The following is a 26,907-nucleotide window of genomic DNA, read 5'->3' on the forward strand; positions in this document are numbered from 1 at the left end:
TGCTCGTTTGCGGATGCTGGCAAACGGCGTATGGCCGCGTCTGGAGCTAGACGGCGTGGTGATTAGCGGAGCTTGTCCACCGCCTTTTGGATGCGGCGCAAGGATACCGGGTGCGCGGTGCCGAGGCGCTGAGCAAAAAGTGAGACGCGTAGTTCCTCGACCATCCAGTAGATGTCCTTGACCTCGCGGGTTTTGGCGCGTCCGGCGGGCAGGTTGCGCAGGCGATTGTTGAGGTAGGCTTTGGCCTCATCGACTTCGGCCTGCCGGTCCGCGTCTTTGTCTGGGTCTATTGCCATCTCATCTAGACGAATCCGCATAGCCTGTACGTAGCGCGGGAGATGGCGCAGGTGCGCCATGCCATGCACGGTGATGGCGTTTTCGGGAAGCAGGAACTTCAGCTGCTCGCGCATATCGTCAATTGCAGGTCCTTCCCATTGTTTGAGCTCGGCACGCAGGTTCGCATACTCGGCAAGCCCTGGCGCGATTGCCACCACGGATTGCCGGACGCGGCCAGGCACCTGGGGCTTGACGACGTCGCGAAGCTTGGCGAAGCCCTCCGGCGACCGAGGCGCACCGCCGGCTTCGACCATGAGATCGCGAATGGCAGCCACCCGCGCATCGCCAACGAGGCCTTCGGCGCCGCCGTGAGGGTAGGCGTCGACAGCCACGCGCTGCTGCAAGGGCAGACCCTTGACCATCTGTTGGTGATTGACGTTAATCTCCCGCAGGAGCAGCGTCAGAGTGGTGGTCAACATGGCGGCGTCGGCAGCGGCCTTGGTGGGGTGAACCTTCAGGGAAACGCCGTCCGTGGTTGCCACGAGCGCGGGGTACGCGGTGACCTCATGGCCGTCAACCACCGTTTGGACTTCCTCGTCAATAGTGCCGAGCGTCTCCGGCGTCCACTCTTTGACGGCCTTCGACTCAGACTTGCGTCCGACCCGCGAGACTGAGGACTTGATGTGCCCCGCCTGGCGCTGCACGAGCGCTGCGAGGTCCCGGTCAGAATCGATAATCTTCCCGCGCTTATCCACCGCAGCGTAGTTCATCTGCAGGTGCGGCGGCAGGCTGGATGGCCGGAAGTCGGAAGCGTTGATCCCTTGGCCGCCGAGCTCGCGGAGGACGTCGGCAAGCTGCTGCGTCAGGGGGCCTTCATAAGGGAGCAGACGCGGCAGGGCACGCTCTGCGAACTCCGGCGCGGGAACCACGGTGCGACGCAACGCCTTCGGCAGGGAACGGATTAGCTCCGTGGCCAACTCCAGGCGTAGGCCCGGCACCAGCCAGTCGAAGCCCTCCGTATCCAGCCCTGCAAGCAACGGCACGGGCACCATCAAGGTGACGCCATCGAGGGGATCGCCGGGCTCGAACTTATAGCTCAAGTCATAGTCAATGGAACCCTTCAGCCACCTGTCTGGGAAGGCTTCCTCGGTGACGTCGTGGTCTTCCTCGATAAGCTTTTCCGGGTCGAAGTCCAGCAGGTCTGGGGTCTTGTGACGCTGCTTCTTCCACCACGAGTCGAAGTGCCGGCCCGTGGTGACCTTGGCGGGGATACGTGTGTCGTAGAAATCGAAAAGCGTGTCCTCCGAAACCACCAGACCCCGGCGTCGTGCCTTGTCCTCAAATTCGGCGGCCTCTTCCAGCTTTTTCACGTTGTCGTGGAAGAAGTGGTGGTGGGTATTCCACTCGCCTTCAATTAGCGCAGAGCGGATGAACATATCGCGTGCGGCCGTCGGGTCGACGCGGTGATAGGGCACCGTGCGGTCTACCACGATGGGGACGCCGTAGAGAGTCGAGCGCTGCGTGGCCACGGCGGCGGCGCGCTTGCGCGACCACACGGGATCGGAATAGTTGTGCCGTAGCAGGTCCGCGCCTAGCTTTTCCACCCACGCGGGGTCGATGGCGGCTACGTCGCGTGCCCACAGGCGCGAGGTTTCGACGAGTTCGGCGGCCATTAGAAATTCCGGCGGCTTCTTCGCCAGCGCGGAACCGGGGAAGACTAGGAAGCGAGTATTGCGGGCACCGTGGAATTCCTTGGAGTTGCCATCGCGCGCGCCGATGTTGGACAAAAGGCCCGCTAAAAGCGACATATGGATGTCATCGGGGCGGCGTTCGGTGGCTTCTTGCTGGTTCCATCCGAGCTGCTTGGCGACGTCCCTAAGCTGGCGCACCAAGTCAAACCACTCGCGGATGCGCATGTAGTGCAGGAATTCCTTCTTCATGCGCTTGCGGAAGGCATTGCCGCTCATCTCGGTGCGGGCGTCCTTGAGGAAATCCCACAGGTTGAGCATGGCGAGGAAGTCGGAGGAGGCGTCCTTAAAGCGCGCGTGGGCTTGGTCGGCTTGCGCTTGGTATTCGAGGGGGCGCTCGCGAACGTCTTGGATGGTCATGGCCGCGACGATGACCATGACGTCTTCCAAGCAGCCGGAGCGGTGGGCCTCGACGAGCATGCGCGCCATGCGGGGGTCGACGGGGATGCGGGAAAGGTCGCAGCCGATGTCGGTGAGAACCGGAAGACCGTCTTTTTCCTCTTGCGAGTGCAGGGCGCCGAGCTCGCGGAGGAGCAGCAGGCCATCGCGAATGGCCTTGTTCTCCGGCGGCTGCACGAAGGGGAACTCCGAGATATCGCCTAGGCGCAGCGAAATCATCTGCAGGATGACGCTGGCCAAGTTGGTACGCAGGATTTCGGGGTCGGTAAATTCTGGGCGGGAGGCGAAGTCCTGCTCGGAGTACAGGCGGATGGCAATGCCGTCGGCAACACGGCCGCAGCGGCCGGAACGCTGGTTGGCGCTGGCCTGCGAAATTGGCTCGATGGGCAGGCGCTGGACCTTGGTGCGGGTGGAATAGCGCGAGATACGCGCGGTGCCGGTGTCTACCACGTATCGAATACCCGGGACCGTCAGCGAGGTCTCTGCGATGTTAGTGGACAGCACGATGCGGCGGCCGCGGTGCTCGGAAAAGACGCGGTGCTGCTCGTCGTTGGACAGGCGGCCAAACAGTGGGGTGACCTCAACGCCGCGCCACTTGCGCGCCTCGATGGCCTCTTGCGCGTCGCGGATATCGCGCTCGCCGGGGAAGAAGCAGAGGATGTCGCCTTCTCCTTCTGCCATGAGCTCCTCGATGGCCTCGCAAAGGCCGTCTAGCGGATCTTGATCGACGACCTTGCCCCCAGCTTCGAACTCGAGCGGCCGGTAGCGAATTTCCACCGGGTAGGTGCGCCCGGAGACCTCGATGATGGGCGCGGGCTTTCCCTCACCGTCTGCGAAGTGCTGGGCAAAGCGCTCTGGGTCGATGGTCGCGGAGGTGATAATCACCTTGAGATCCGGGCGCTTAGGCAGCAGGCGCTTTAAGTAGCCCAGCAGGAAATCAATGTTGAGGGAACGCTCGTGAGCCTCATCGATGATGATGGTGTCATAAGCATTCAGGAAGCGGTCGCGCTGCATCTCCGCGAGCAGGATGCCGTCTGTCATTAGTTTCACAGCAGTGGTAGCAGACACGCGATCATCGAAACGGATGGCGTAGCCCACGGACTCGCCGATCTTCTGATCCATCTCCTGCGCGATACGCTCGGCGACGGTGCGCGCGGCTAGACGACGCGGCTGGGTATGGCCGATCAGCCCCTTGCGGCCACGGCCTAGCTCGAGGCAGATCTTAGGGATCTGCGTGGTCTTACCGGAGCCGGTCTCGCCGGCGATGATGACCACCTGGTTATCGCGGATGGCTTCTGCGATGTCGTCCTTGCGGCCGGAAACCGGAAGGGTCTCGGGGTAGGAAATGGAGGGAACGGCGGCGTCGATTAGCGCGACGCGCTCGCGGGCTTGTTGGATATCGCCCCCGATTGCGGTGAGGGCTTGGGGTGAGCGGGCCTTGCGAAGGCGGCGTCGGAAAGCGCGGGCATCTTTGGTAGAAACCTCGTCGAGAGCGGCGTAAAGCTCGTCGCGGGTGGGCGTTGAAGGAATCGTCATAGCTGGTTGTGAATTCTACTAGCCGTCGTAAGCGGCGGGAAATGTTGATAGGGTAGGTGCGATCGAGACTAAAGAAAATGAATATAAATAGAGGGGATTGAAGATGTCTTCACCTTTTGGATCTGCAGGCGACGGTAAGGATTTCCCGCGTTATGAGCCAACCAACCACCCGGAGGACCGTCCTGACTACGGCTTGCCTTCCTACGGTAGCTACAACGCGGGCGGGAACGCTGGCTACGACGAGCAGCCACAGGGCGGCGTGGGCTACAACGGCCCGGTTTCTGCGACGAAGGCTATCGGCTGGGCATTCCGCACGGCCTTTAGTAACTGGCAGCTGTGGATTTTGGGTTCGCTTTTGATGTTGGCTGTATTCGGCATCTTCGGTGCCGTTGTGGGATTCATCTTGGCCTCCAACGGCGACGGCAACGCCGCGTTCACGGGCAATATCTTCTCCAACGTGATCACGCAGGTGATTTCCCTGCTGGTCTCCTTGTTCGTCATGCGTCTGGCGCTGTTCCAGATTGATGATCTGAAGACTGGCTGGTCCTACATCGGTAAGGACGTACGATGGGGCAATACCTTCCTGATGCTGCTGATCATCGCCCTCGTGTCCTTCGTGGTCATGATTTTGGCCGTCATGGTCTTTGGTGGCACCGCCTTTGCCACGCTCACCAGCGCGGACATTCAGGACGAGGATGCAGCTCTGGCGGCTGCTGGCACCGTCTTCGGCATCCTGGCAGTGATGGTCATCATCGGCTGGCTGGTCACTCCGCTGTACAAGCTGATGCCATGGTTCGCAGCTGACGGTGACTCCATTGGCGATTCCATCAAGAAGGGCTTCATGGCGGGCAAGGCCAACTACGCGCAGCTGCTGCTCTACGCGTTGATGATGTTCGGCCTGGGTATCGCTTGTATCTTCACGCTTGGTCTGGGCCTTTTCATCTTCGCTCCAGTTTCCTTGCTGGCTGAGGCGCACTTGTTCCGCCAGTGCGCTGGCCGCTACGTACAGGCCTAAAGATAAAAGAAAAATCCTCGGTTCCAATCAAGGAGCCGAGGAATTTTTTATACGTTGCGCGAGCGCTGCAGTGCTTCTTCGAAGGCTGCGGTAACCAGCGCGCCGAACTTGCGGAACTCTTCGGCGCGAGCGGCGGAGCTGCGGAAGACCAAGCCCACCTCGCGCTCAGCGGTAACGCTTGGGTCGAAGCGCGAGACCTGTAAGTGCGGGTTGGTGCACTCGGTGGCAATGGCCGATTCCGGAACCAAAGTAGCGCCCAGCCCGCCCATAACTAGCTGCAAGATGGTGGTCAAAGAGGATGCACGAGTAACCGAGTTAGTGGCCTCAGACGCGTTGATATGCGCGCGGCGGCACAGATCGAGGATTTGATCGCGGAGGCAATGGCCGTCGTCGAGAAGCAAAAGCTTCAGGCTATCTAACTCTGCAGGGGTGAGGTCCTCGCGGCCTGCCAGGGCATCATTGTTGTCGGTGACCACGACGAAGTCCTCCGTGTACAGCGGCACGTCCACCATGCCGGCGGCCTCGGAGGGCAGGGCGATGATGGCAAGATCTAACTGGCCGTCGCGCAGCTTGCCCAAAAGGTGCTCCGTCTGCTCCTCCACGAAGCGCGGCTCGAGTTCTGGGTAGGTCTCGGTGATAGACCGCAGCAGGGTAGGCAGGATATATGGCGCGATGGTGGGGATAACGCCGATGGTCAGCGGCCCAGTGAGGGTACCGTGGGCACCGCGGGCATGAGCGTGGAACGCATCGGCGGCCTCGAGCGTTGCTTTAGCGTAGGGCAGGAGCTCTTCGCCGTTGGCGGTGACTATTACCTTGCGCGTGGAGCGCTCGATGAGTTGAATTCCAAGGCCCTGTTCGAGGGCCACGAGGGCTTGGGAGAGGGAAGGCTGGGAGATTTCCAGCTTTGCGGCGGCGGTGCCGAAGTGTTTGTTCTCCGCGATGGTGACGAATGTTCGCAGCTGAGCGAGTGTGGGACGGTACTCTTTATTGTGCATGCCTATAACTTTAACATCCATCGATAGGATTTCCTATTGACATGCGCAACGGATGTTGGCATACTTGGCTGCGGCGGGGCTTTAGGCCCCACAAGCGCTGGAAGATGCGCAGCCCAGAATTTTGATTCAACATCTAATAAGGAGATGTCTTTCATATGCCTATCTTGACCGTTGGCGAGAAGTTCCCAGAGTTCGAGCTCACCGCACTGAAGGGCGGCGACCTGCACGACGTTAACGCTAACCAGCCTGAGGATTACTTCGAGCAGGTTTCCCTGGACAAGTACGAGGGCAAGTGGAAGGTCGTCTTCTTCTACCCGAAGGACTTCACCTTCGTTTGCCCGACCGAGATCGCTGCTTTCGGCAAGCTGGATGAGGAGTTTCAGGACCGCGACACCCAGATCCTCGGCGGCTCCACCGATAACGAGTTCGCTCACTTTAACTGGCGCGCAACCCACCCAGAGCTGAAGGAAGTTCCTTTCCCGATGTTCTCTGACATCCGCCACGACCTCATCCGCGCCCTCGGCGTTGAGAACGCTGACGGTGTTGCTGACCGCGCAACCTTCATTATCGACCCAGACGGCGTTATCCAGTTCGTTTCCGTTACCCCGGACGCTGTCGGTCGTAACGTCGACGAGGTTCTGCGCGTTCTGGACGCACTGCAGTCCGAAGAGGTCTGCGCTTGCAACTGGGAAGCTAATGACCCAACCAAGAACATCAACAAGATGGACGTCGTTCAGTCTGCGCTCTAAATCTCACTGAGATGCAGGTTTACCCCGCTTTCGTGGCGGGGTTTCCTTTTAAATCCAGCACAGCAAATTCCTATCAAAACCTCAAAGGAGAAAAGCTATGTCTATTGATAATCTGAAGTCTTCCCTGCCGGAGTACGCCAAGGACCAGAAGCTCAACCTGGGCGCCCTGACCCGTTCCAAGGACCTGGACGAGGAGCAGCTCTGGGGCTGCCTGCTGGCATCGGCTGCAGCAACCCGCAATGACACCGTGCTGTCCGAGATCGCCGAGGAAGCTAAGGAACACCTCTCCGAGGAAGCTATCGAGGCAGCCTACGGCGCAGCCACCGTTATGGCGATGAATAACGTTGGCTACCGCGCCAAGGGCTGGTTGGGCGATGATTACGCACAGGTTAAGTTCGGCCTGCGTATGAACATCATCTCCAAGCCAGGCGTGGACAAAGCCAACTTCGAGCTGTGGAATACCGCAGTTTCTGCCATCAATGGCTGCGGGCACTGCCTCGGCGCCCACGCCCAGGAAGTCAACGAGGCTGGCCTGAGCAAGGAGCAGATCTGGGAGGCCGTTAAGGTCGCTGCCGTAGTCCAAGCTGTGGCACAGGCTGTCCAGATTGAGGCCGCACGCTAAAAGTCTGGCCTATAGCCGCCCTCGCGCTTGCCGACGTCCCCCAGCTCCAGCGAGTGTGGGTCTTCCGGATTGGTCTGGATGATGGCTTTCATGCCACACCACCGTACTTAAATCCAATCGTCCTCGACGAGGAAGGCATTGACCGCAATGGCGGCGGCGTTGGCCTCGCCCATCGCCATCGCTACCTGCGCCGGTGGGTTGACCACGTTGCCTACGGCCCAGATGCGCGGGTGGCTGGTGGCACCGGCGAGGCTCGTTTTGATCAGGCTGCCGCCCATGCCCGACGGCGGACTGTGGCGCTCAAGATTGAGGTCAGCGAGGAACTCATCGTGGGGGCGGGGAATGGGCATGTAAAACAGTGCATCGACGGCATGCTCGTCGCTTTCCAGCAGGACTTTTCCGTCTTGGAAGGCGGTGACGGGGCCGTCGATAAGCGCAATGCCCCGCCGAGTCAGGTCCGCGCGCTGCTCGTCGGTGAATTCCATTCCATTGGTGAAGAAGGTGATGTCCTTCGACCACTGGCGCAGAACCGCGGCATGGTGGAAGGAGAACTCGCCGATGTAGAGCACGCCGAGCTTCTTGTCCGCCACCTCGTATCCGTGGCAGTAGGGGCAGTGGAGGACCGTATTTCCCCAGTTTTCTTGCAGGCCCGGGATAGCTGGGTGCTCGTCGTCCACGCCGCTGGCGACGATGATAGAGCGGGCAGCGATGGTCTCACCGTTGCTCAACGTGGCGGTGAGCGTGCGGTCATTATCGGTGACGGAATCCACGGTGGCGTTCACGATCTGCGCGCCATAGCTGCGCAGCTGTTCCTTGCCGCGCTCTTGAAACTCAAGGGGTGGCGTGCCCTCGAGGGCAATGACTCCATGAATTTCATGGGCGAAACGGTTGCGGGGAGTGGCGGAATCAACAATGAGCACGCTGCGGCGGGCGCGGACCATGACTAGGGCTGCCTGCAGGCCGGCCGCGCCACCGCCGATGATGAGGGTATCTACTGTCTGCATGGCCCCGAGTAAACCAGAGGAGGGTTTAAATGGCAATGGTTTTCAGTAGTTTGTGGCAGGCGTCACGCCCAACCCTGACTTGGCCAAGTTAGTGCCGAAGGGTTGGGGTGTGGTGGGAATTCGTCAACATGAGGCATCGGCCAGAATCGGGAATCCGGCCGTCGAAGGAAGGCGCCTTGTGTATCCTTTGGGTGTCGTTGAGCCTTTAAGGAGCAAGAAAGTAGCATGACCTACCCCTTCACCGTCTCTAAGGTGGGCATCCGATCCCGTGCCCTGCGATTCGCACCGCGCCGCTCGGACTGGTCCCGCGCGACTATCGGGCGCGACCTTTCGGCCGGCCTTATGGTGGCCCTAGTCGCACTCCCCCTGGCGCTCGGCTTCGGCGTTGCTTCTGGTGTCGGCGCGGCAGCTGGAATTACGACGGCCATCGTCGCGGGCATCCTGTCCGCAGTCTTCGGCGGTAGCAACGTCCAGGTAAGCGGCCCGACCGGCGCAATGACCGTAGTGCTCATCCCCATCTTGGCCGACCATGGTGCCGATGGGGTGCTCGTCGTTGGCGTGCTGGCGGGGCTCATGCTGCTCTTGCTGGCATTCACCGGCGCTGGCCGCGCGATGAAATACATGCCGTTGCCTGTCGTCGAAGGTTTCACAGCCGGTATTGCGGTGATCATCGCCCTCCAACAGCTACCTGCAGCACTCGGTGTTGACGTAGATGGCGAGAAAGTCCTCGGGTTGGCGTGGGACGCAATCAAAGCTTGGCTAGATGCTCCGGTATGGCAGGCGCCCGTTATGACCCTCGCGGTGGCGGCCGGAATCGTGGTTGCTGCCCGCATTCGTAGTGGCTTTCCCGCGGCGCTGGTGTTGGTAGCTGCTGCGACGGCCATCAACATGCTGGCAGACAGCGGTCTGAAGACTATCGGCTACATCCCGTCGACGTTGGCTGCCCCGCGCTGGCCGCAGATCCCGTGGGAGCACCTGGATTCCTTGCTGTTGGCAGCGGTCGCCGTCGCAGCGCTCGGTGCGTTGGAATCGTTGCTGTCAGCGACGGTTGCCGACGCAATGACTGTCGGCGAACGGCACGATCCTGACCGCGAGCTCTTTGGGCAGGGCGTGGCCAACGTCGTCGCGCCCCTGTTCGGCGGGATCCCCGCAACAGCCGCGATCGCCCGAACTGCTGTCAACGTGCGGGCAGGCGCGGGCACACGCCTGGCAGCGGTGTTCCATTCGCTGCTCCTGCTCGTCGCCGTACTCGTTGCGGCCCCCCTTACCCCGGGGCGAGGCAGCCAGGGCGGCTTTGTCGTTTTCGCTGGCTAGTACTCCACGCGCAGGTCCGACAGCCGGACTTCGCCAGCCTCATCGGAGGCATCGAGATCTACCGTGGCGACGAACTGGTAGGCGTGGTCGCCGGCCGGGTCCTTAATGATCTGGCGCACGGACCACAAACGCGAGTCGGTATCGCCCAGGCGGAAGTACTCGGGACCGCGGGCCTCGGGGCCGGAATCGATATCGTCATATTCATCGAAATAGTCATCCAAGATGGCGCCGAAGTCCGGTACCTCGTCTAGGTAATCGAGCAGCTCCGCCAGGCGGTCTTCTTTTTCTAGCGCGAAAAGCTGCACCAGACGGAACATGTAATTGCGCACCATGATGGTAAAGGCGCGGCGATTGGCCGTGAGCGCGGTGGGGTCCTCCACGCCAAAGGCCAGCTCGCGGTCCACCGTGTCTTGGTCGATGGGGGAGTCTTCGCCGGCCATTTGCGCCCATTCGTCGACAAGCGAGGAATCCACCTGGCGGATAAGTTCACCCAGCCAGATGACGATGTCCTCGAGCTCCGGGGTGTTGTACTCGTCCGGAATGGATTGCTTAAGAGTGCGCCAGGCGTCGGTCAGGTAGCGCAAAATCACGCCCTCGGAGCGGGCTAGGCCGTAGGTGGCGACCAAGTCCGAGAAGGTCATTGCATTTTCGAGCATGTCCCGGACTACGGACTTGGGGCGCAACTCGAATTCCTTGACCCAGGCATTCGTCTCCGCAAAAGTATCGTAGGCCTGCTCCAAAAGCTCCTCGAGCGGTTTGGGCCAAGTGATATCCTCCACGATATTCATACGATCGGTGTAGTCCACTCCATCCGCCTTCAGCGCGGCAATTTCCTCGCCACGGCGCTGTTTCTGCTGGGCGATGAGCACCTGGCGCGGGTCATCCAGGATGGACTCGAATACGGAAATAACGTCCAAGTTATAAGTGTCCGCCTCCGGATCCAGCAGCGAGAGCGCGGCTAGGGCGAAAGGTCCCAGCGGTTGGTTAAGTGCGAAATCGCGGGGGAGTTCGCGCACCAAATGATAGGGTCGGCCGTAGATATCCAAGCCCTTGGTGGATTTTTGCACCACGCCGGAATCCACTAGCCCGCGGAAAAGGTCGAGGGCTGTGAGAATGTCCTTATTCTGCTTGCTGCGATTATCGTGGTTGTCCCGCAGCAGATGGCGCATGTGTTCATAGCCATTGCCATGTCGTGCCAATACATTAAGCAGCATCGAGTTAGAGACGCGGAATTGAGACGTCAGCTGCTCAGGCTCAGCCTCAGTAAGGCGCGCAAAGGTCTTTTCGGACCACGAAACCTCGCCCTCTCGAGCGGACTTTTTCTTTAGCTTCTTCAAGCGCTTGGGGTCATCTCCGATGCGGCGGCGTTCCTTAGCGTTTTCGATTTCATGCTCGGGGGCCTCAACCACCACGGTGCCCTCGGTGTCATAGCCGGCGCGGCCCGCGCGGCCGGCAATCTGGTGGAACTCGCGGGATTTTAAAATGCGTTGGCGTTGACCATCGAACTTGGCCAGGCCGGTCATCAGCACCGTGCGAATCGGCACATTGATGCCCACGCCCAGGGTGTCGGTTCCGCAGATGACCTTAAGCAGCCCCTGCTGCGCAAGCTTCTCGACGAGGCGGCGGTACTTCGGCAACATACCCGCGTGGTGGACGCCGATGCCGCGACGCAAAAGCTTGGACAAGTCGCGGCCGAAGGCGGTGGAAAAACGGAAGTGCGCCAGCTCCTTGGCAATAGCTTCCTTTTCCTCCGGCGTGATGATGCCAGATAGGGAAGTCAGTGCTTGGGCGCGCTCGGCGGCCTCACGTTGGGAGAAGTGCACCACATAGACCGGCGCCTTACCGGAGGAGAGGATTTCCTCGATGGTCTCGTGGACCGGGGTAAACACGTAGGAGAAATCCAGCGGCACCGGGCGGGTGGTGCCGGCCACCAGCGTGGTCTCGCGGCCGGTGCGTTCGGTTAAGTCCTTTTCCAACCAGCTGGTATCGCCCAGGGTGGCAGACATCAGCAAGAATTGCGTCTTCGGCAGCTCCAGCAGCGGCACCTGCCAGGCCCAGCCGCGGTCCGGCTCGGAGTAGTAGTGGAACTCGTCCATGACTACCTGATCGATGGCAGCATCAGCGCCGTCGCGAAGCGCAATGTTCGCCACAATCTCTGCCGTGGCGGCGATGATGGGAGCATTGCCGTTGACCGTGGCGTCGCCCGTCATCATGCCCACGTTCTCGGCGCCGAAGATCTCGCACAGGGCGAAGAACTTCTCGGAGACCAAAGCCTTAATCGGCGCGGTATAAAAACTGCGCTGGCCACGCGCCAAGGCGATGAAGTGCGCGGCATTTGCCACCATGGACTTGCCAGAGCCCGTGGGCGTGGCAAGGATGACGTTATCGCCAGCGAGGATACCCAGCGAGGCCTCCTCTTGGGCTGGGTACAGCGAAATGCCGCGCTGCGTGGTCCAGCTAGTAAAGGTATCCCAAATCGCCTCGTCAACGAGGGAATCAGGAACTTCGGCGAGATCGGGCAGCAGCTGAGAAAGATTCACCTTCTCCACATTAGGGGATGAAGGCGCCGCCGTGTGGCAAGAGGCTAGTTCTCGCCTTCCTGATTATCTTCATCATCTTCTGCAGCGCGATCAGCGGCATCTTCGCGGTCATCGATCTCGCTGTCCAGAACCTCGTGGCGCTGCTCGGAATCACCGTCCAGGTTCGCTAGGAAAGCCTGGAACTCCGCACTGATTTCCTCACCGGAGGGCACGGATTCCTCACCCGGCAGCAAAGCATTCGGGTGCTCCTTGCGGTAGCGCTCGTGGTAGTGGTCATACTGTTGCTCGAGCTGCTGGACCACGGAGGAAACCTCCTCGGAATCCATGACCTGTTCCTCGAGCTGCTGGTTCACGCGCGTGATGTCTTCTTCTAAGCTGCGCAGAGGCAGGTTGAGGCCTGCGGCGTTCGACACCGAGTTCAGCAGGGAGAAAGTACCCTGCGGATACGGTGAGGAAGCCAGGTAATGCGGGACCGAAACGGTAAAGCCAGCGACGTTGCGGCCCTTTTTATCCAGTGCCTTTTCCAGGAAGAGGGCGGCCGAGCCCGGAACCATCATGGTTTGCTCAATCTTCATCATGCGGCCTACCAGCTCAGGGGAGTTGCCGTGCGCGGTAATCACCGTGGGGCGCGTATGCGGAACCGGCATCGGGGCGGCGTAGAGAACGATGGTGTCGTGTACATCGAACTTCTCTGCAATGCCCACGACGGCCTCGGTGAAAGCCTCCCAGCGCAGGTCCGGCTCAGGGCCGGAAAGCAGCAGGAAAGACTTGCCGGAGTTATCGCGCAGCACCTTGATTCCGAGCTCGATGTTTTCGATTTCTACGGTGCGGTCATGGTCAATGGTGACCATGGGGCGGCGCGAGCGGTAGTCCATGAGCTCGTCGCTATTGAAGGAGGCGAGCTGGCGGCTTTCCAGCGCGGCCTTCAAGTGATCGGCAGAGGCCTCCACCGCCTGGCCGGCATCGGCATAGCCGTGCATAGCCACGATCATCGTGGGGCCTTTATCCTCACTGGAAGAATCCTTCACCACTGGGGCTGGGTATTCCAATTCGTAGATGCGCCTTTGATCATCATGCATGCGTGCGATACCTCCTTAACCTGTGCTCCGACAATACAGCTTCGGAAGACACTTACCGCTTTCAACACCGAGCCTTAAACAAGTATTCCTGAATTTCGCCCTTTAGGATCCTAAAAGCCCCGGATGGCAGGTGGCGTCGCGATGAGTTATCCACAGATTCGGCCGTTTTGGAAAACTGACCCTAGTGTGTGGCCCGCGCGCTCGCGCATAGTGAGTGCTATGAGCAAGCAAGACACACATCAGCACAGCTATCCACCGATCAACACCCCGGGACACCTTTTGGCCAACCTGCCAGGAGTGCTCGGGTTCTATCCCACCGATTCCGTAGTCTTTCTAACCTTCGAGCCTTCACCACACGGCATAGCGTTGGGCCCCGTCGCACGCGTGGACTTCGCAGACGCCAAGGCGGCGACGGAGGAAGTCTGGCAGACAATTACCACCGACCGCACCGAGGGCGTCTTCGCCTTCTTTATCACCCAGCGCCCACCCAGCGAAGTCGACACATTGGCCGAGTGGATGTACGGCTTGCACAAGCACAACGACGGCATGGACATCGACGCCGCCTGGCATACCCCGGAGATCATCACCGGCGGCAGCTATGAAATTCTCTTCGGCGCCGTCAACCACGAGGGCAAGGGGCCGATGAAGAATTGGCAGGAAGGAAAGATTCCACCGCTGACTTCTGCGCCCACCATGCACCACTGCGTGGATAAGGACTTTATCCCGGAGCTAACGCGTGAGGAGCTCTATGCCAAGCTCGCGCCGGGCAATAACCAGGTAGGAACGGTGTTGGGCCGCGAGATTGCAGAGCGCGCACGGGCTGCGGCACAGCAATTCCGTGAAGAGATCGAGCTCTACGAAGATGACCCAGAGTTAGCGCTTGAGGAGTTCCTGGATGATGCGTGGTGGCAGCTGCGCGCGGTGCAGGATTTACACGCCACGCTTGGCGACGTCGAGGCTCTCGAGACCGCCGCCACCTGGCTGGCCACCACGTGGTCGCGCGACCTGGTCATCGAGAAGCTCTGCGAGCGGCCAGACAAAGCGGCCATCCTGATGCTAGCCACGGCGAAGACCTTCGAGGGAGTCATCCGCTATAACGCGCTGGTGCTTTATGCCATCGCGCAGCTGCAGATGGAGCGCTACCAGCTGGCAGGGCCAGCGCTGAATATCCTGCTGGAGGAAGCCCCAGAGCATACCTTCGGCAATCTGGTCCACCAGCTCTACCGCAAGGGACTAGCAAGCCAGCTGACCGAAGCCCTGCGCCATTCCTCTGGGGTTGCGCGTTCCATGGCGCTGCAAGCCCGGGACGGCAAAGTGGCTTAGCGCTTGGCGGAATGAGCCTTATCGCCGAGCTGCTTGGTGAAGTTCCAAGCATCGGTGACGATGGTGCGCAGATCCGTGCGGGTGGGGTTCCATCCCAGTTCGGCCTTGATCTTCTCGGAGGAAGCAACCAGGGTGGCTGGGTCGCCGGCGCGCCGGGGAGCAATCTCTGCCGGGATTTCGTGGCCGGTGACCTCGCGGCACATCTCGATGACCTGCTTGACGGAGTAGCCATCGCCGGAGCCCAAGTTGTAGATGCGGTGGGTGCCCGGCTCGTTGCTCTGAAGCGCGAGCAGGTGTGCCTCGGCGAGGTCGCGGATGTGGATGTAATCGCGCACGGCGGTGCCATCGGTGGTGGGGTAATCATCACCGAACATGAAGATCTTGTCGCGGTGGCCTAAAGCTACTTGTAGCACCAGCGGAATCAGGTGGGTCTCCACCTCGCGGTTTTCGCCGATGAGGCCGTAAGCGCCCGCGACGTTGAAGTAGCGCAACGAAGTGGCGCCTAGGCCATAAGCCTTGGCAAAGGAGGTGATGATGTAGTCGATGGACAGCTTGGACGCGCCATAAGGGTTGGTGGGTTGGGTCGGCATGTCCTCGGTGATAGGCACCTGCTGCGGCTCGCCGTAGGTGGCGGCGGTAGAGGAGAAGACCAGGTTGTTGACACCGTGAGCGCGCATGGCGTTGAGCAGCTTCAGGGAGGTGACAACGTTGTGCTCCCAGTAGTCGGCAGGGATTTCCACCGACTCGCCAACTAGCGAGCGGGCAGCGAAGTGGACAACTCCGTCGAAGCCGCCCTCGGAGAGCACCTCATCGGCAACGTCGGCGACATCGCCTTCTACCAGGCGCGCGTTTGCCGGAACTGCCTCGCGGTTGCCGGTTGTGAAGTTATCGATGATGGTGACTTCGTGGCCTGCTTCCAGCAGTACCGCCGCGCAGACGGAACCGACGTAGCCTGCGCCGCCAGTGACTAGGAGTTTCATCTACTTCACCTCAATGCGGATAGCGTGTGCCAGATCGTCGAGCAGCTCAATCTTGGCGCCTGATTCGGTGGTAAGGGTCACCGCACCGTTGGCGTTGACCACGGTGACGGGCGCGCCCACGACGACACCGGCTGCGTTGATATCGCGGAACGTGGCGGAATCTACCTGCAGGATCTCGTTAATCTGCGTGATCGTAGCTTTGGTCTCTACACCGTTGGGAAGGTCGATGGCGCGGGTGCCGCTCGGTGTCTCGCCAACCTCGATGCCTAATTGATCCAACGCCGGGATGGGGTTGCCGAAGGGGGAGCGGGTGGCGTCGGAAAGCACGGCGACAACGCGCTTTTCTACTTCCTCGCTCATGACGTGCTCCCAGCGGCAGGCTTCGTCGTGGACCTTGTGGATGTCGAGCCCCAGGACGTCGGTAAGCAAAAGCTCCGCGAGGCGGTGCTTGCGCATCACGGCCGTGGCGAGCTCGCGGCCCTGGGCGGTGAGGTCGAGGCTGCGGTCGGTGCGCACGTGCAGCAGGCCATCGCGTTCCATGCGTGCAACGGTCTGAGATACCGTGGGCCCTGACTGCTCAAGGCGCTCGGCGATACGCGCGCGCAGGGGCGTGATGCCTTCTTCCTCAAGCTCGTAGATGGTACGCAGGTACATTTCAGTGGTATCAACTAGGTCCCTCACGTGGGCATACCTTTCTGCACGATGGTGAAAGGCGCCGTGAGCAAAAAGGCCGGAACGCACCTTTCGGTGCGGGCGACATGGCTCGCAGCGTCTTCGAACAATAACTAAACAATACCGCACTTTGCCGAGCCTGCTTCCGAAAGGGATAAACGCATCTCTTGCTTTCGGCGCGGTGTAACTTCACATATTCTACCTATAAAAGGTTGAAACCCTGTCAGCTACTTCCTATTAAAGGGGAAGAGGCTGACAGGGTGAAGAGAATTTCTCAGGAGAGGGCTAAAGATTAGAGCGCGTACTCACGCAGGCGGTCTGCACGGTTGCCGTCACGCAGCTTGGCCATGACCTCGCGCTCAATCTGGCGCACACGTTCACGGGAAAGGCCAAACCTGCGGCCAATCTGATCCAGGGTGCGCGGGACACCGTCGTCCAAGCCGTAGCGCAGGCGGATGACGTCCTGCTCGCGCTCCTCAAGGGTGTCGATGACGCCACGGATATCGGAGTGACGCATGGCCGCCACAACGGCGGATTCGGCGTCGGTAGCTTCGGCGTCCTCGATGAAGTCACCCAGTGGTGCTTCCTCATCGGTGCCCACGGGCATGTCGAGGGAGACAGGATCGCGCGACTGACGCAGCAGCATCTCGATCTTGGATTCCTCGATGCCGGACTCTTCAGCCAGCTCCTCATTGGTGGCCTCGCGGCCCAGGGACTGGTACATCTCACGCTTGATGCGGGAGAGTTTGTTGACCTGCTCTACCAGGTGGACTGGCAGACGGATGGTGCGGGACTGGTCAGCCATGCCGCGGGTAATGGCCTGACGGATCCACCAGGTGGCGTAGGTGGAGAACTTAAAGCCCTTTGCGTAATCAAACTTCTCCATGGCGCGGATAAGGCCCAGGTTGCCTTCCTGGATGAGATCCAGAAGTGGCATGCCGCGGCCGGTGTAGCGTTTCGCAAGGGAAACGACCAAGCGCAGGTTTGCCTCCAGCAGGTGGGAGCGTGCCTTCTTGCCTTCCCGGACCAGAATTTTGAGATCACGCTTTTCGGCGCGGGTGACCTTTTCTGCATTCGCCAGCTTGTACTCGGCGTAGAGACCAACCTCGATGCGCTGGGCGAGTTCTACCTCATCTTCAGCGCTAAGCAGTGCGGTTTTGCCGATGCCGTTGAGATAAACACGGACCAAGTCGGCGGAAGGGTTGTCATTGGTCTGGTTGCGGCGTGAGCCGCGGTCTACCTCCTGCTCCTCTTCATTTGAATTGTTTCCAAGGTCAGCGGCCTTGGTGTGGGACTTTTCAGCCATCTCTAGCCTCCTGAGGTTGCGGCTTTGTACATGAGGTACAACGAAGCGCTTGTGCGTTTAGTTCCCCGGGATAGAAAATTACTCAAAAGTAGTGCACACATTAAGGAGGCCCTCCCCGCATACGGGGGAGTGCTCACTCATGGCATGGGCAGTTTGGCCTTGTAGTTGGCCATTGGGGCCGGCTAGCTACGCACTTTGACCAAGTATCGGTAGATGGTCGGCTCGGAGACTCGAAGGCGCTCTGCCGCGGCGGCGATTCCGCCCTTCAAGAGGAAGAAGCCGCTATCTTCGAGGGCGCGAACGACCTCGATGCGCTCGTCGCGCTGCATGCGTCGGACAGGCACGGACTGGGTAGAAATCGCGGAATCCAGCATGGAGTCCAACAGGTTCTCTACGTTGTCACGCAGCGATTCGCTGACCGCCTCCTCTGGCTCTGGCTGCGGGGCCAGAGCAGTCACAGCAGCCTGGGCTGCGCTTGCTCCCGGGTAGCCGCCGAAGGCTTGGGCCTTATCCGGTGCTTCCTCGGTGTTGCCGATGAGGAAGCTGGCGGCGTTGCGGATTGCTACGAGATCCGAGATGTCGACGTTGATGCACAGCATGCCGCGCATATGGCCGGTCTCGTCACGCAGGAAGTAGCTAGAGGAGTGGCAAACCTTGCCCTCCGTGTTGACGGCCCGGTAGCCGGTCATCATGGGGACGGCGGAGGCGTCGCCTTGTTTCATAAACCACAGGGCGAAATCAGTTACAGGCCCGCCAATCTGGCGGCCGGAGATGTGGCCGTTCGCAATGGCGATGATTGACTGATCTGGGACATCGAGATCGTGCAGAACGATCTCAGTGTTTGGGCCCAAGGCCTGGCCTAGAAATTCGACGAGTGGTACGTACTGCCCGAGGAAATCTTGGTCTATGCCATGACTGTTGAGTTCATTCATCAGCTGAAGCATGTCCTTTAAGTTCCTGACACTTTAAGAAAATTGGATAGATATTAACACGACAAAAAGCGGGTAAACACGAGCGGCCAAGCGCTGTGTTCACCCGCTCAAGGTGTGCCTTACGGCAGTACTAGCCGCAGACTGGGATAGGTGGGTGGATAGCCAATGCAAGGCCACCCTGGGAGGTCTCGCGGTACTTGGCGTTCATATCCTTACCCGTCTTGTACATCGTCCAGATGACGTCATCGAGGCTGACGCATGGCTTGGACTCGCGCTCAAGGGCCATGCGGGCGCTGGTGATGGAGTCAACTGCAGCGACTGCGTTGCGCTCGATGCACGGAATCTGTACCTGGCCCAGAACCGGGTCACAGGTTAGGCCCAGCTTGTGCTCCATAGCGATTTCGGCTGCGATGCAGACCTGCTCTGGGGTAGCGCCCATGAGCTGAGCCAGACCGCCGGCGGCCATGGAACAGGCGACGCCGACCTCGCCCTGGCAACCAACCTCTGCACCCGAGATGGATGCATTCATCTTGTACAGCGAAGCAATCTGGTTGCAGGCGAAGATGTAGTCGGAGAACATCTCCTCGGTGACTGGCTCAACGAACTTGTCGTAGTAGGCGATGACTGCTGGGACGATGCCGCAAGCGCCGTTGGTAGGAGCGGTGACCACGCGGCCACACGAAGCGTTTTCCTCGGAGATGGAAAGCGCGAACATGTTGACCCAGTCGAGGATGTTGAGGCCATCGTGCGGCTCATCCGTTTCCAGCAGGCGCTTGAGCGCAGCAGCACGGCGTGGGACGAGGAGCTGGCCCGGCAGCGGGCCGTCAGTTGATGAGCCACGCTCGATGCCGGTGTACATGACATCGCGGACCTTGCGCATGTGCTCCTTGACCTCTTCTTCGGTGGCGTGTGCCAGCTCGTTGGCCATGCCCAGCTCTGGAAGAGTCAAGTTGTGCTGCTCGCAGAGGGCGAGCATTTCCTGCGCACTTGCGTAGGCGTAAGGAACCTTGACGTTGTCCTCGCCGCGCTTTGCAAAATCTTCCTGGGAGACAATGAAACCGCCGCCGATGGAGTAGTAGGTCTTGTGGAGCAACTCTTCATCACCGTTGAAGGCGATGAGGCACATGCCGTTCTCGTGCATCGGCAGGTACTCGTTGTGGAAGTAGAAGCCGCCTTCCTTCGGGAAATCGACCTCGCGGGTACCACCGAGCATGAGCTTTTCGGAGGTGCGAACGTTCTTCACGAATTCGTTGATGCCGTCGATGTCTACGGTCTCTGGCACCTCGCCGGCCAGGCCCAGGAGGATGGCCTTATCGGTGGAGTGACCGATGCCGGTAAGCGAGAGGGAACCGTACACGTTGGCTTGAATGCGGGTGACGTGGTCGAAGATGTCCTTTTCTTTCAGCTCATCTACGAACGCCTTACCAGCCTTCATTGGGCCAAGCGTGTGTGAGCTTGAGGGGCCGATACCGATCTTGAACATATCGAAAATGCTGATGAACATTGCTTTTCCTTGAATCTTCCGAGGGGGAGAGGGGTCCGGGGGTTTCTAGTGCTTAGAAAGCCTGGACGATGGTGTAGAGGATGGTGGCGACAGCTACCAGGCCCATAAAGAAGACGAAGTAGTTGGAAGCCTGGCCCTTGAAGCGCTGCAGTGCAGGAACCTTGTGGATTGCCCACATCGGGATGAGGAAGAGGATGAGTGCAATCGTCGGGCCACACAGGGTCTCAATCATGCCCAGGATGGATGGGTCTGCCCAAGCGGTCAGCCATGCGGTAACCAGCATGAAGATGAGGGTGATGGTGCCGAGCTTGCGAGCGGTTGCAGCGTCGTCCTTGTCGAGGTTCTTGTTGCCCTTGAGGATGAGGCCTTCGAAGCCCTCAGCAGCGCCGAGGTAGTGGCCGAGGAAGGACTTTGCAACAGCAATCATTGCGATAATCGGTGCAATCCACTGGATGATCGGGGTATCGAAGTGGTTAGCCAGGTAGGACAGGATGGTGATGTTCTGGGCCTTTGCTTCTGCCATGTCGGCCGGCGACAGCGACAGTGCGCAGGAGAAGACGAAGAACATAACGACGACGACCATCAGGACTTCTGCGCGCAGCAGGGTGGTGCGTGCCTTGACCTCAGCGAACTTGCCGTAGGTCTCGCGGCGGTCAACTGCGAAGGAGGAAATCATCGGGGAGTGGTTGAAGGAGAAGACCATAACCGGAACCAGGAGCATCAGGGTGACGCCCAAGCTGTGGCCGGAAGCTTCACGGGCAACGTTCAGGTCGAAGGAATCGAACAGTGCGGTGTTCCACTTCGGGATGAGGTAGATGGACAGGAGGACCAGGACGGCGATGAATGGGTAGACCAGCCAGGACATGACGTGGACGATGACATCCTTGCCCATGCGGACGATGAGGATGAGGCCGCCGACGAGCAGCAGGGAGGTCAGCCAGCGGTCCGGCGGGGTGACGCCGAGCTGGTTCTCCAGGAAGGAGTTAACCGTGTTGGTGATGGTCACGGAGTAGACCAAGAGGATGGGGTAGACGGACAGGAAGTACAGGATGTTCATGAACACGCCTGCCTTGATGCCGAAGTGCTCCTCGACGACGTCGGTCAGGTCACCGGATGGCTTGGAGCTGGAGAGAACCAGGCGAGCCAGGCCGCGGTGTGCCCAGTAGGTCATCGGCAGGGCAACAACCGTCATGATGATGAGCGGGATGATGCCGCCGATGCCGGCGTTGATTGGGAGGAACAGAACGCCTGCACCGATTGCGGTGCCGAAGAGGGAGAGCATCCAGGTTAGGTCGGAGTTGTTCCACTTCGGTGCGCCGGTGGTGCCGGCGAATGGGGATTCTGCAGGATCGAATCCTGCGGCTTGTTCAGCTTTGACTGCTTTTGAGGTCTTCATGTTCTCAGGCATGTTTGGCTCATTCTCCGGATGGTTAGCGGTGTCTTTCCGCAAGACTGAGTGAGACATTTTTTGGTCTCCTTGATGTCTCTAGTTGATCGACCGAAGCCTTAGAGCTTGGCGCAACTTTGCAAGTCTTGAGAATTTTCTCGCGGCTACAATTTTGCAACTGCAGTTGGACTTTTCAACTCTGTGTCCTGCAGCTTCAGCCCTTGTTGCTTCGCTGTGTCTTTATCATAAGCCTGCTTGGAGAAGATTTGATAATAAATTATCGCATTGCAAGTACGTTTTTTATCACTCCCTTAAAATTTGAGTTTTGCGCCAGATTGTGCTTTGTTCAACACTCTAAATTAAACAATGAACTACGTCACAGACAAAAAGAAAAAGCGCAGGTAAAAGCACCTGCGCTCGGATGTATTAATCGCCCCTTGGGGTTAATTGATCCCCTTTAAGTTTCCACCAGAACGGTGAAAGGGCCTTGATTGACGGATGCAACTTCCATCATCGCGCCGAACTTTCCGGTCTCAACGTGGACGCCGCGTGCAAGAAGTTCTGCAATGATTTTCTCAATCACAGGCTCTGCTGCATCCCCGGGCGCGGCATCAGACCAAGAGGGGCGGCGGCCTTTGGCGGTCTTGCCATAGAGCGTAAATTGGCTAACTACCAGCACGGGAGCGCCTGCTTCCTCGACGGATTTCTCGCCTTCGAGGATGCGTAGCTCGGCAATCTTGCGCGCCATCTTCTCTATCTTGGCTTCTAGCTCTGCAGTATTTACTGCAGTGTCTTCGCGCGATACTCCCACAAGGGCGAGGAGCCCGCCGGTTTCTGGGCAATCGATTGCGCCTACGACCTCGCTATCTACGGTCACTGAAGCGCTGGATACTCGGGTTAAAACTGCGCGCATTATTCTTCCTCCTCCGCAGTTGTGTTTTGGCCGGCAGCGACCGCGCCTGCCTCGAGGCTCGCGCCTGCCTCGAGGTTGCAGAACGGGGCCAGCTCGGTGGGGATGATGAGGCCGTGGCGGATGAGGTCAACCATGGCCGGCAGTGCGGAGGCCACCAGCTCCTCCTCATCGAAGCCCTGGGCTGCGGCGTAGAGCTCGATGGTCTCGCCAAGAGAGAGCCCCGCTGGGTTTAAGCCGGCGACGATGGCCGCGATGTGCTTGTCGACGTCGTGGGACCAGCGTGGGCCCTCCGTGCGGGTAAGGCGCAGCGCGGCGGGGGCAAAGCCCATGCCCAACTCGGCGTCGGGAAGCTGCACGTCCTCGCGGGCCACGCCGGGGCGGACCTGGAAGTGCTTGGTCTCTAGCTCGCCCGGGACAAGACCTCGCAGCCAGGCCACGCGCGCGAAGTATTCCTCTACTTCTGGGCCCAGGGGATCAGTGAAAGGCTGCGGCATGTACTCGGCGAGGACGTCGGAAGGCTCGTCATCGTCGATGCGCTGGATGGCCACGAAGCCAAAGCCGATGCCGGTGACGTCGTGCTCGTTAAAGTGCTCAAGCCAAAGCCGGGCGCGCTCGCGGCCGAGGTCGCTGCGAACATCCACGGACTCGTCCTTGAGCCAGGTGGAGACGTAGAGGGCAGGGTCTGCGACGTCGCGCTGGATTATCCAGGCGGCCACGCCCTTTTCTGGAAGCCAGGAGGCCACGCGCTGCTGCCAGGACTGTTCGCCCTGGTGGACCCATGCTCCCAAGATGTGTGCGCTGCCGCCTGGTGCGAGGTGCTCGACTGCCTGGGAGACCACGAGCTCGCTGGCGCCGTCCAGGTTAAGCCCGGAGTCGCGGTAGATGTGGCCGACTTCCGGCAGGCCCACCACGAAAGGCGGGTTGGCCACGATGCGATCGAAGCGGCGGCTGGCTACTGGTTCAAACCAGGAGCCCTGGAGCAGTTCGACCTTTTCTTCTGCCGCGGGGCCTGCGGCGGCCAGCGTGGCGCGCGCGAGGTCCAGAGCGCGGGAGTGTAGGTCGGTGGCCGTCACGTGGGCGGCGGTGGAAAGCTGGCCGAGCAGCTGCACGCCGGAGCCGGTGCCTAGGTCCAATGTGGTCTCCACCGGAGTAAGCGGCGTCGATTGCAAAAGCGAGAGGCTGGCCGCTCCCACGCCGAGCACGTGCTCGGAGCCCGGGACGTGGTCCACCAGGGAAGCATCCACGTCAGAGAAGACTAGGCGGTTGGTGCCGACGATGATGTGTGGGCGGATGTCATAGGCAATGTAGGCATTGCCGGACTCGTCCAGCTGCGCCACGCCTGCATCCATGAGCTTGGTAGCAAGGCGGGCGCCGAGGACGTCGGAAAGCTGCGTCGGAGCCACGGCCTCGTGCAGGATAAACAGGCGGATTAGTGCGTCCAAGGTGGTATCACCCGCAGCGCCCAGGGCCACGGCGGTCGGCTCGCCGCGGTGAAGCGCCTCGGTGTACTCGGGGCCTAAGTGCCCAGCGATGCCGTCGGCGGTGAAACCGTGGGAGCTTAAGAACTCGCCAAGCTCCGCGGCGACGGCGGCGACGGGGAGCTCGGGATTGAAGTCAGGTCCAAATTTAGTCATCATCTTTTCTCCGTCTTTTCTCCAGCCTTATTTCTTAATCTGTTTATCAATGCCGATTATTGCGAGTCGTCGTCATGCTCGATGGTCTCGGCAGTCCGCTGCTCGATGCCTTCGCGCTTAGGCCGGGCTAGTTGCTCTGCCTGCATTTGCGCCATCTGGCGGGCAAGCGCCGGCTTATAGATGTTCTTTTCGCGCTTGTCCTTGCGCTGGCCCTGCGCGTTACCAATCACCACGGCGATCCACGGCAGCGGGAAGGTTACGGCGATGATTAAGGTGCCGGCGAGCCAGGCGTCGAAGAAGTACATGAGCGCGCCGCCTATGAGGAGGGAGGGCACGCGCAGAAACTGCAGGATGGAATAGGTGACTTCGCGTCGATGCAACTGTTGGCCCGGGGAGAGCTGGGCGGTGGTGATGAGGTGGGCTTCGCGGCGTCGGAAAGGGCGCGCCCATCCGCGCCGCCCCGTTTGTGGGGTGCCGGAGGAATTTCGGCTTAACCTATCGCGCGAGTTCTTGGGGGACATGCGTACAAGGGTAGACGGGCGAGGTGCGAACTTCGACACCGATGCGGCATGATTGGTGGAGTGAGTACGACGACTAAGACGATTGAACGCCCCGACGTCCGCGAGGACACGTCCACTTCTGATGACACCCCGAAGTTCTTTCATTACGTAAAGAAAGACCAGATTTTGGACTCCGCAGTCAACGGTAAGTACGTCGTTGCGCTGTGCGGCGAGACCTTCCCCGTAACCAAGCAGGCAAAGCCCGGCTCCCCGGTATGCCCGGATTGTGAGCGCGTGTACAAGGGCCTGCGCCGCAAGTGAGCCGCCCGGTGAGTAATTCTGTGTCCCGCAACCCCAGAAGATTCGCCAACAACGGAAAGCTACGCGCCTGGCAGCAGGCCGCCCTCGATAAGTTCCTGGCCAAAAAGCCACAGGACTTCATGGCCGTGGCAACGCCTGGTGCAGGTAAGACCACCTTTGCTCTGCGCATTGCCACGGAGCTGATGGAAGACCGCACGGTCGAGCGCGTCATCGTCGTGGTGCCTACTGAACACCTCAAGATTCAGTGGTCCCAGTCGGCCGCGCGAGTGGGCTTGGCGCTGGATCCGAACTTCTCGAATTCTTCTGCCGTGAACCCGGCGATGGACGGCATCGTGGTGACCTATGCCCAGGTGGGCATGCACCCGTTCAAGCACCGCGCGGTGGCTTCGGCGCGCCGTACGTTGGTGATCCTGGATGAGATCCACCACGCCGGTGACGCCAAGAGCTGGGGCGACGGCGTGCGTGAGGCTTACGACGACGTCGAGCACCGCTTGGCGCTTACCGGTACGCCTTTCCGCTCGGATGACTCGCAGATTCCTTTCGTGCGCTACGAGCAGGACGGCGAGGGCCACCTGGTCTCTCGCTCGGATCACGCCTATAACTATGGCGATGCGCTTCGCGACGGCGTCGTGCGCCCCGTTGTGTTCTTGTCTTACTCGGGCGAGGCGCGCTGGCGTGACTCCGCGGGTGAGGAATACGCCGCGCGTCTGGGCGATATCTTGAACCCTGAGCAGACAGCCCGTGCATGGAAGACGGCGCTGGACCCGAAGGGCGAGTGGATCCCGGCGGTGCTGCAGGCCGCACACACGCGCCTTATGCAGATGCGCCGCAACATGCCGGACGCCGGCGGCCTGGTGCTTGCTACCGATACGCAGACCGCGCGTGCCTACGCGAAGCTGCTGAAGCAGATTTCCTCGACCCCGGTCTCGGTGATTTTGTCCGATGACCCGGGCTCCTCGGACCGCATTGAGGAGTTTTCCAAGTCCACCGACGAGTGGATGGTGGCAGTGCGCATGGTCTCTGAGGGCGTCGACGTCCCGCGCCTAGCGGTGGGTGTTTACGCCACCTCGGCCTCGACTCCGCTGTTCTTCGCGCAGGCAATCGGCCGCTTCGTGCGATCGCGTATGCCCGGTGAGACTGCTTCGGTGTTCCTGCCTTCCGTGCCGGTGCTGCTGGGCCTTGCTGAGAACATGGAAAAAGAACGCAACCATGTCCTGGGTGAGGAAAAGAGCCCCGATAAAGAGGGCTGGGACGACGAGCTATTGGCGGAGGCCAATAGTAAGAAGTCTGAGCCCGACATGCTCGAGCCCTCCTACGAGGCCCTCGGCGCTGAGGCGGAATTTTCCGGCTTGCTGTTTAACGGCTCGCAGTTCAACACCGGCGATATCACCGAAGACGTCGATGCGGACTTCCTGGGCATCCCCGGGCTTCTCGACGCCGACCAGGTCAAGGACCTGCTGCGCAAAAAGCAGTCGGAGGAACTCGACCGCCGCGAAGCAGAGGAGAAGGCGCGCCGGGCTGCTGAGGCCGCTGAGGAACAGCGCCGCAAGCTCTACGGCATGCAGTACGCTCCGAAGCGCCGTGAGGAACCAACTAACAACCAAGAATCCACCGGCGTAGTAGATGAGATTGGCAACCTGCGCAAGGAACTCAACACCGTTGTCTCCATTACCGCGCAGCGCACCGGCCGCCCCCACGGCGCCATTCACACCGAGGTCCGCAAGGCCTGCGGCGGCCCACCCACCGCGCTTTGCGACGCCGAGCAACTGCGCCAGCGCATCGAGTACCTGCGCAAGTGGTAGGTGACGCGACGCGGTGCACTCCTAGCGTGGAGCGCACCCAGCGTGGGTAACGTAGTCAAAAGCAGTAGTCAAAAGCAATAGAACGATGAGCAATAACACGATTAAGGCTTTTGCGCTGCATTCAAGGAGGCCAAGCGTATGACCACCCCGAACGACCCTCACACCCCGGGCAACGGGAAGAATTCCGACAGTACCGAAGGCGCGGCATACCCGGCTTTTGCCGGTGGTGGTGTCGGTGAACCTCAAGCCGAAAAGAAAAGCGTGATCGCTGTTTGGGCTCTCGTAATCGGCATCATTGCGCTGGTGTCTTTGTTCCTAGTTGGGGCCTGACCCCCGGAAAGTAGACACGTCGGGGG

The 26,907-nt window shown here is 60.3% G+C and carries 22 protein-coding genes; 8 read left to right on the forward strand and 14 right to left on the reverse strand.

The window, feature by feature from the left end; all coding sequences use genetic code 11:
- Positions 1 to 62: 62 nt before the first annotated feature.
- Positions 63 to 3,959 (reverse strand): ATP-dependent RNA helicase HrpA, encoded by a 3,897-nt coding sequence (hrpA, locus tag HMPREF3158_RS02915; protein WP_070497245.1) that lies wholly within the window; start codon positions 3,957 to 3,959, stop codon positions 63 to 65.
- A gap of 103 nt (positions 3,960 to 4,062) precedes the next feature.
- Between hrpA and HMPREF3158_RS02920 the strand changes: the two genes are divergently transcribed.
- Positions 4,063 to 4,974, forward strand: a complete 912-nt coding sequence (locus tag HMPREF3158_RS02920) for a DUF2189 domain-containing protein (protein ID WP_070497247.1) — start codon at positions 4,063 to 4,065, stop codon at positions 4,972 to 4,974.
- Between the two features lie 47 nt (positions 4,975 to 5,021).
- Here HMPREF3158_RS02920 and HMPREF3158_RS02925 read toward each other — a convergent pair whose 3' ends face one another.
- A complete protein-coding gene (locus HMPREF3158_RS02925; protein ID WP_062039480.1) occupies positions 5,022 to 5,969 on the reverse strand; it encodes a hydrogen peroxide-inducible genes activator in 948 nt (315 codons plus the stop codon).
- Between the two features lie 155 nt (positions 5,970 to 6,124).
- Between HMPREF3158_RS02925 and HMPREF3158_RS02930 the strand changes: the two genes are divergently transcribed.
- Together HMPREF3158_RS02930 and HMPREF3158_RS02935 are read left to right on the forward strand one after the other, a co-directional pair.
- Positions 6,125 to 6,718, forward strand: coding sequence for a peroxiredoxin (locus HMPREF3158_RS02930; RefSeq protein ID WP_061922987.1), 594 nt, complete (start codon positions 6,125 to 6,127; stop codon positions 6,716 to 6,718).
- 97 nt (positions 6,719 to 6,815) lie between these two features.
- The gene (locus tag HMPREF3158_RS02935) at positions 6,816 to 7,340 is read left to right on the forward strand and encodes an alkylhydroperoxidase, AhpD family (RefSeq protein ID WP_070497249.1); all 525 of its coding nucleotides are present in this window, start codon (positions 6,816 to 6,818) and stop codon (positions 7,338 to 7,340) included.
- Between the two features lie 107 nt (positions 7,341 to 7,447).
- On the opposite strand, the gene HMPREF3158_RS02940 is transcribed toward HMPREF3158_RS02935, so the two are convergent.
- A complete protein-coding gene (locus HMPREF3158_RS02940) occupies positions 7,448 to 8,344 on the reverse strand; it encodes an NAD(P)/FAD-dependent oxidoreductase (RefSeq protein WP_070497251.1) in 897 nt (298 codons plus the stop codon).
- 225 nt (positions 8,345 to 8,569) lie between these two features.
- On the opposite strand from HMPREF3158_RS02940, the gene HMPREF3158_RS02945 reads away from it, so the two are divergent.
- A complete protein-coding gene (locus HMPREF3158_RS02945; RefSeq protein WP_371326194.1) occupies positions 8,570 to 9,658 on the forward strand; it encodes a SulP family inorganic anion transporter in 1,089 nt (362 codons plus the stop codon).
- Here HMPREF3158_RS02945 and HMPREF3158_RS02950 read toward each other — a convergent pair.
- Together HMPREF3158_RS02950 and HMPREF3158_RS02955 are read right to left on the reverse strand one after the other, a co-directional pair.
- On the reverse strand, positions 9,655 to 12,198 hold the full coding sequence (locus tag HMPREF3158_RS02950) for a DEAD/DEAH box helicase (protein WP_070497276.1): 2,544 nt from the start codon (positions 12,196 to 12,198) through the stop codon (positions 9,655 to 9,657). The genes HMPREF3158_RS02945 and HMPREF3158_RS02950 overlap by 4 nt on opposite strands.
- A gap of 44 nt (positions 12,199 to 12,242) precedes the next feature.
- Positions 12,243 to 13,277, reverse strand: coding sequence for a PAC2 family protein (locus HMPREF3158_RS02955; RefSeq protein ID WP_070497253.1), 1,035 nt, complete (start codon positions 13,275 to 13,277; stop codon positions 12,243 to 12,245).
- 219 nt (positions 13,278 to 13,496) lie between these two features.
- Between HMPREF3158_RS02955 and HMPREF3158_RS02960 the strand changes: the two genes are divergently transcribed.
- Positions 13,497 to 14,600 (forward strand): DUF4192 domain-containing protein, encoded by a 1,104-nt coding sequence (locus HMPREF3158_RS02960; RefSeq protein ID WP_061922968.1) that lies wholly within the window; start codon positions 13,497 to 13,499, stop codon positions 14,598 to 14,600.
- Here the strand turns inward: HMPREF3158_RS02960 and galE are convergent.
- The 9 genes from galE to HMPREF3158_RS03005 all read right to left on the reverse strand — a co-directional run bounded on the left by galE (position 14,597) and on the right by HMPREF3158_RS03005 (position 24,449).
- Positions 14,597 to 15,580, reverse strand: a complete 984-nt coding sequence (galE, locus tag HMPREF3158_RS02965) for a UDP-glucose 4-epimerase GalE (RefSeq protein ID WP_061922965.1) — start codon at positions 15,578 to 15,580, stop codon at positions 14,597 to 14,599. The two genes, HMPREF3158_RS02960 and galE, sit on opposite strands and share 4 nt — an antisense overlap.
- Positions 15,581 to 16,261, reverse strand: coding sequence for a metal-dependent transcriptional regulator (locus HMPREF3158_RS02970; protein ID WP_062038678.1), 681 nt, complete (start codon positions 16,259 to 16,261; stop codon positions 15,581 to 15,583).
- Positions 16,262 to 16,544: 283 nt separating this feature from the next.
- The gene (locus HMPREF3158_RS02975) at positions 16,545 to 17,558 is read right to left on the reverse strand and encodes a sigma-70 family RNA polymerase sigma factor (RefSeq protein WP_062038681.1); all 1,014 of its coding nucleotides are present in this window, start codon (positions 17,556 to 17,558) and stop codon (positions 16,545 to 16,547) included.
- Between the two features lie 182 nt (positions 17,559 to 17,740).
- Complete coding sequence (locus HMPREF3158_RS02980) at positions 17,741 to 18,490, reverse strand: helix-turn-helix transcriptional regulator (RefSeq protein ID WP_246816167.1); 750 nt, start codon at positions 18,488 to 18,490, stop codon at positions 17,741 to 17,743.
- Between the two features lie 130 nt (positions 18,491 to 18,620).
- Positions 18,621 to 19,994, reverse strand: a complete 1,374-nt coding sequence (locus HMPREF3158_RS02985; protein WP_061922955.1) for an L-serine ammonia-lyase — start codon at positions 19,992 to 19,994, stop codon at positions 18,621 to 18,623.
- 52 nt (positions 19,995 to 20,046) lie between these two features.
- Positions 20,047 to 21,402: an SLC5/6 family protein gene (locus HMPREF3158_RS02990; RefSeq protein ID WP_070497278.1), complete on the reverse strand. Its 1,356-nt coding sequence runs from the start codon at positions 21,400 to 21,402 to the stop codon at positions 20,047 to 20,049.
- 436 nt (positions 21,403 to 21,838) lie between these two features.
- Positions 21,839 to 22,294 (reverse strand): D-aminoacyl-tRNA deacylase, encoded by a 456-nt coding sequence (dtd, locus tag HMPREF3158_RS02995; protein WP_070497257.1) that lies wholly within the window; start codon positions 22,292 to 22,294, stop codon positions 21,839 to 21,841.
- Positions 22,294 to 23,928, reverse strand: coding sequence for a DUF7782 domain-containing protein (locus tag HMPREF3158_RS03000; protein ID WP_070497259.1), 1,635 nt, complete (start codon positions 23,926 to 23,928; stop codon positions 22,294 to 22,296). The genes dtd and HMPREF3158_RS03000 overlap by 1 nt, the downstream gene beginning before the upstream one ends.
- Before the next feature lie 56 nt (positions 23,929 to 23,984).
- A complete protein-coding gene (locus HMPREF3158_RS03005) occupies positions 23,985 to 24,449 on the reverse strand; it encodes a DUF3099 domain-containing protein (protein WP_083291032.1) in 465 nt (154 codons plus the stop codon).
- A 48-nt stretch (positions 24,450 to 24,497) separates the two neighbouring features.
- On the opposite strand from HMPREF3158_RS03005, the gene HMPREF3158_RS03010 reads away from it, so the two are divergent.
- The 3 genes from HMPREF3158_RS03010 (at position 24,498) to HMPREF3158_RS03020 (ending at position 26,881) form a co-directional block, all read left to right on the forward strand.
- On the forward strand, positions 24,498 to 24,749 hold the full coding sequence (locus tag HMPREF3158_RS03010) for a DUF3039 domain-containing protein (RefSeq protein WP_049192065.1): 252 nt from the start codon (positions 24,498 to 24,500) through the stop codon (positions 24,747 to 24,749).
- A gap of 8 nt (positions 24,750 to 24,757) precedes the next feature.
- Positions 24,758 to 26,551, forward strand: coding sequence for a DEAD/DEAH box helicase (locus tag HMPREF3158_RS03015; RefSeq protein WP_246816168.1), 1,794 nt, complete (start codon positions 24,758 to 24,760; stop codon positions 26,549 to 26,551).
- Between the two features lie 138 nt (positions 26,552 to 26,689).
- Positions 26,690 to 26,881 carry a hypothetical protein gene (locus tag HMPREF3158_RS03020; protein WP_070497261.1) on the forward strand — a complete coding sequence of 64 codons (192 nt, stop codon included), beginning with the start codon at positions 26,690 to 26,692 and terminating at the stop codon, positions 26,879 to 26,881.
- Positions 26,882 to 26,907 lie beyond the last annotated feature (26 nt).

Source organism: Corynebacterium sp. HMSC06G04, assembly GCF_001807365.1.
Taxonomy (GTDB): domain Bacteria; phylum Actinomycetota; class Actinomycetes; order Mycobacteriales; family Mycobacteriaceae; genus Corynebacterium; species Corynebacterium simulans.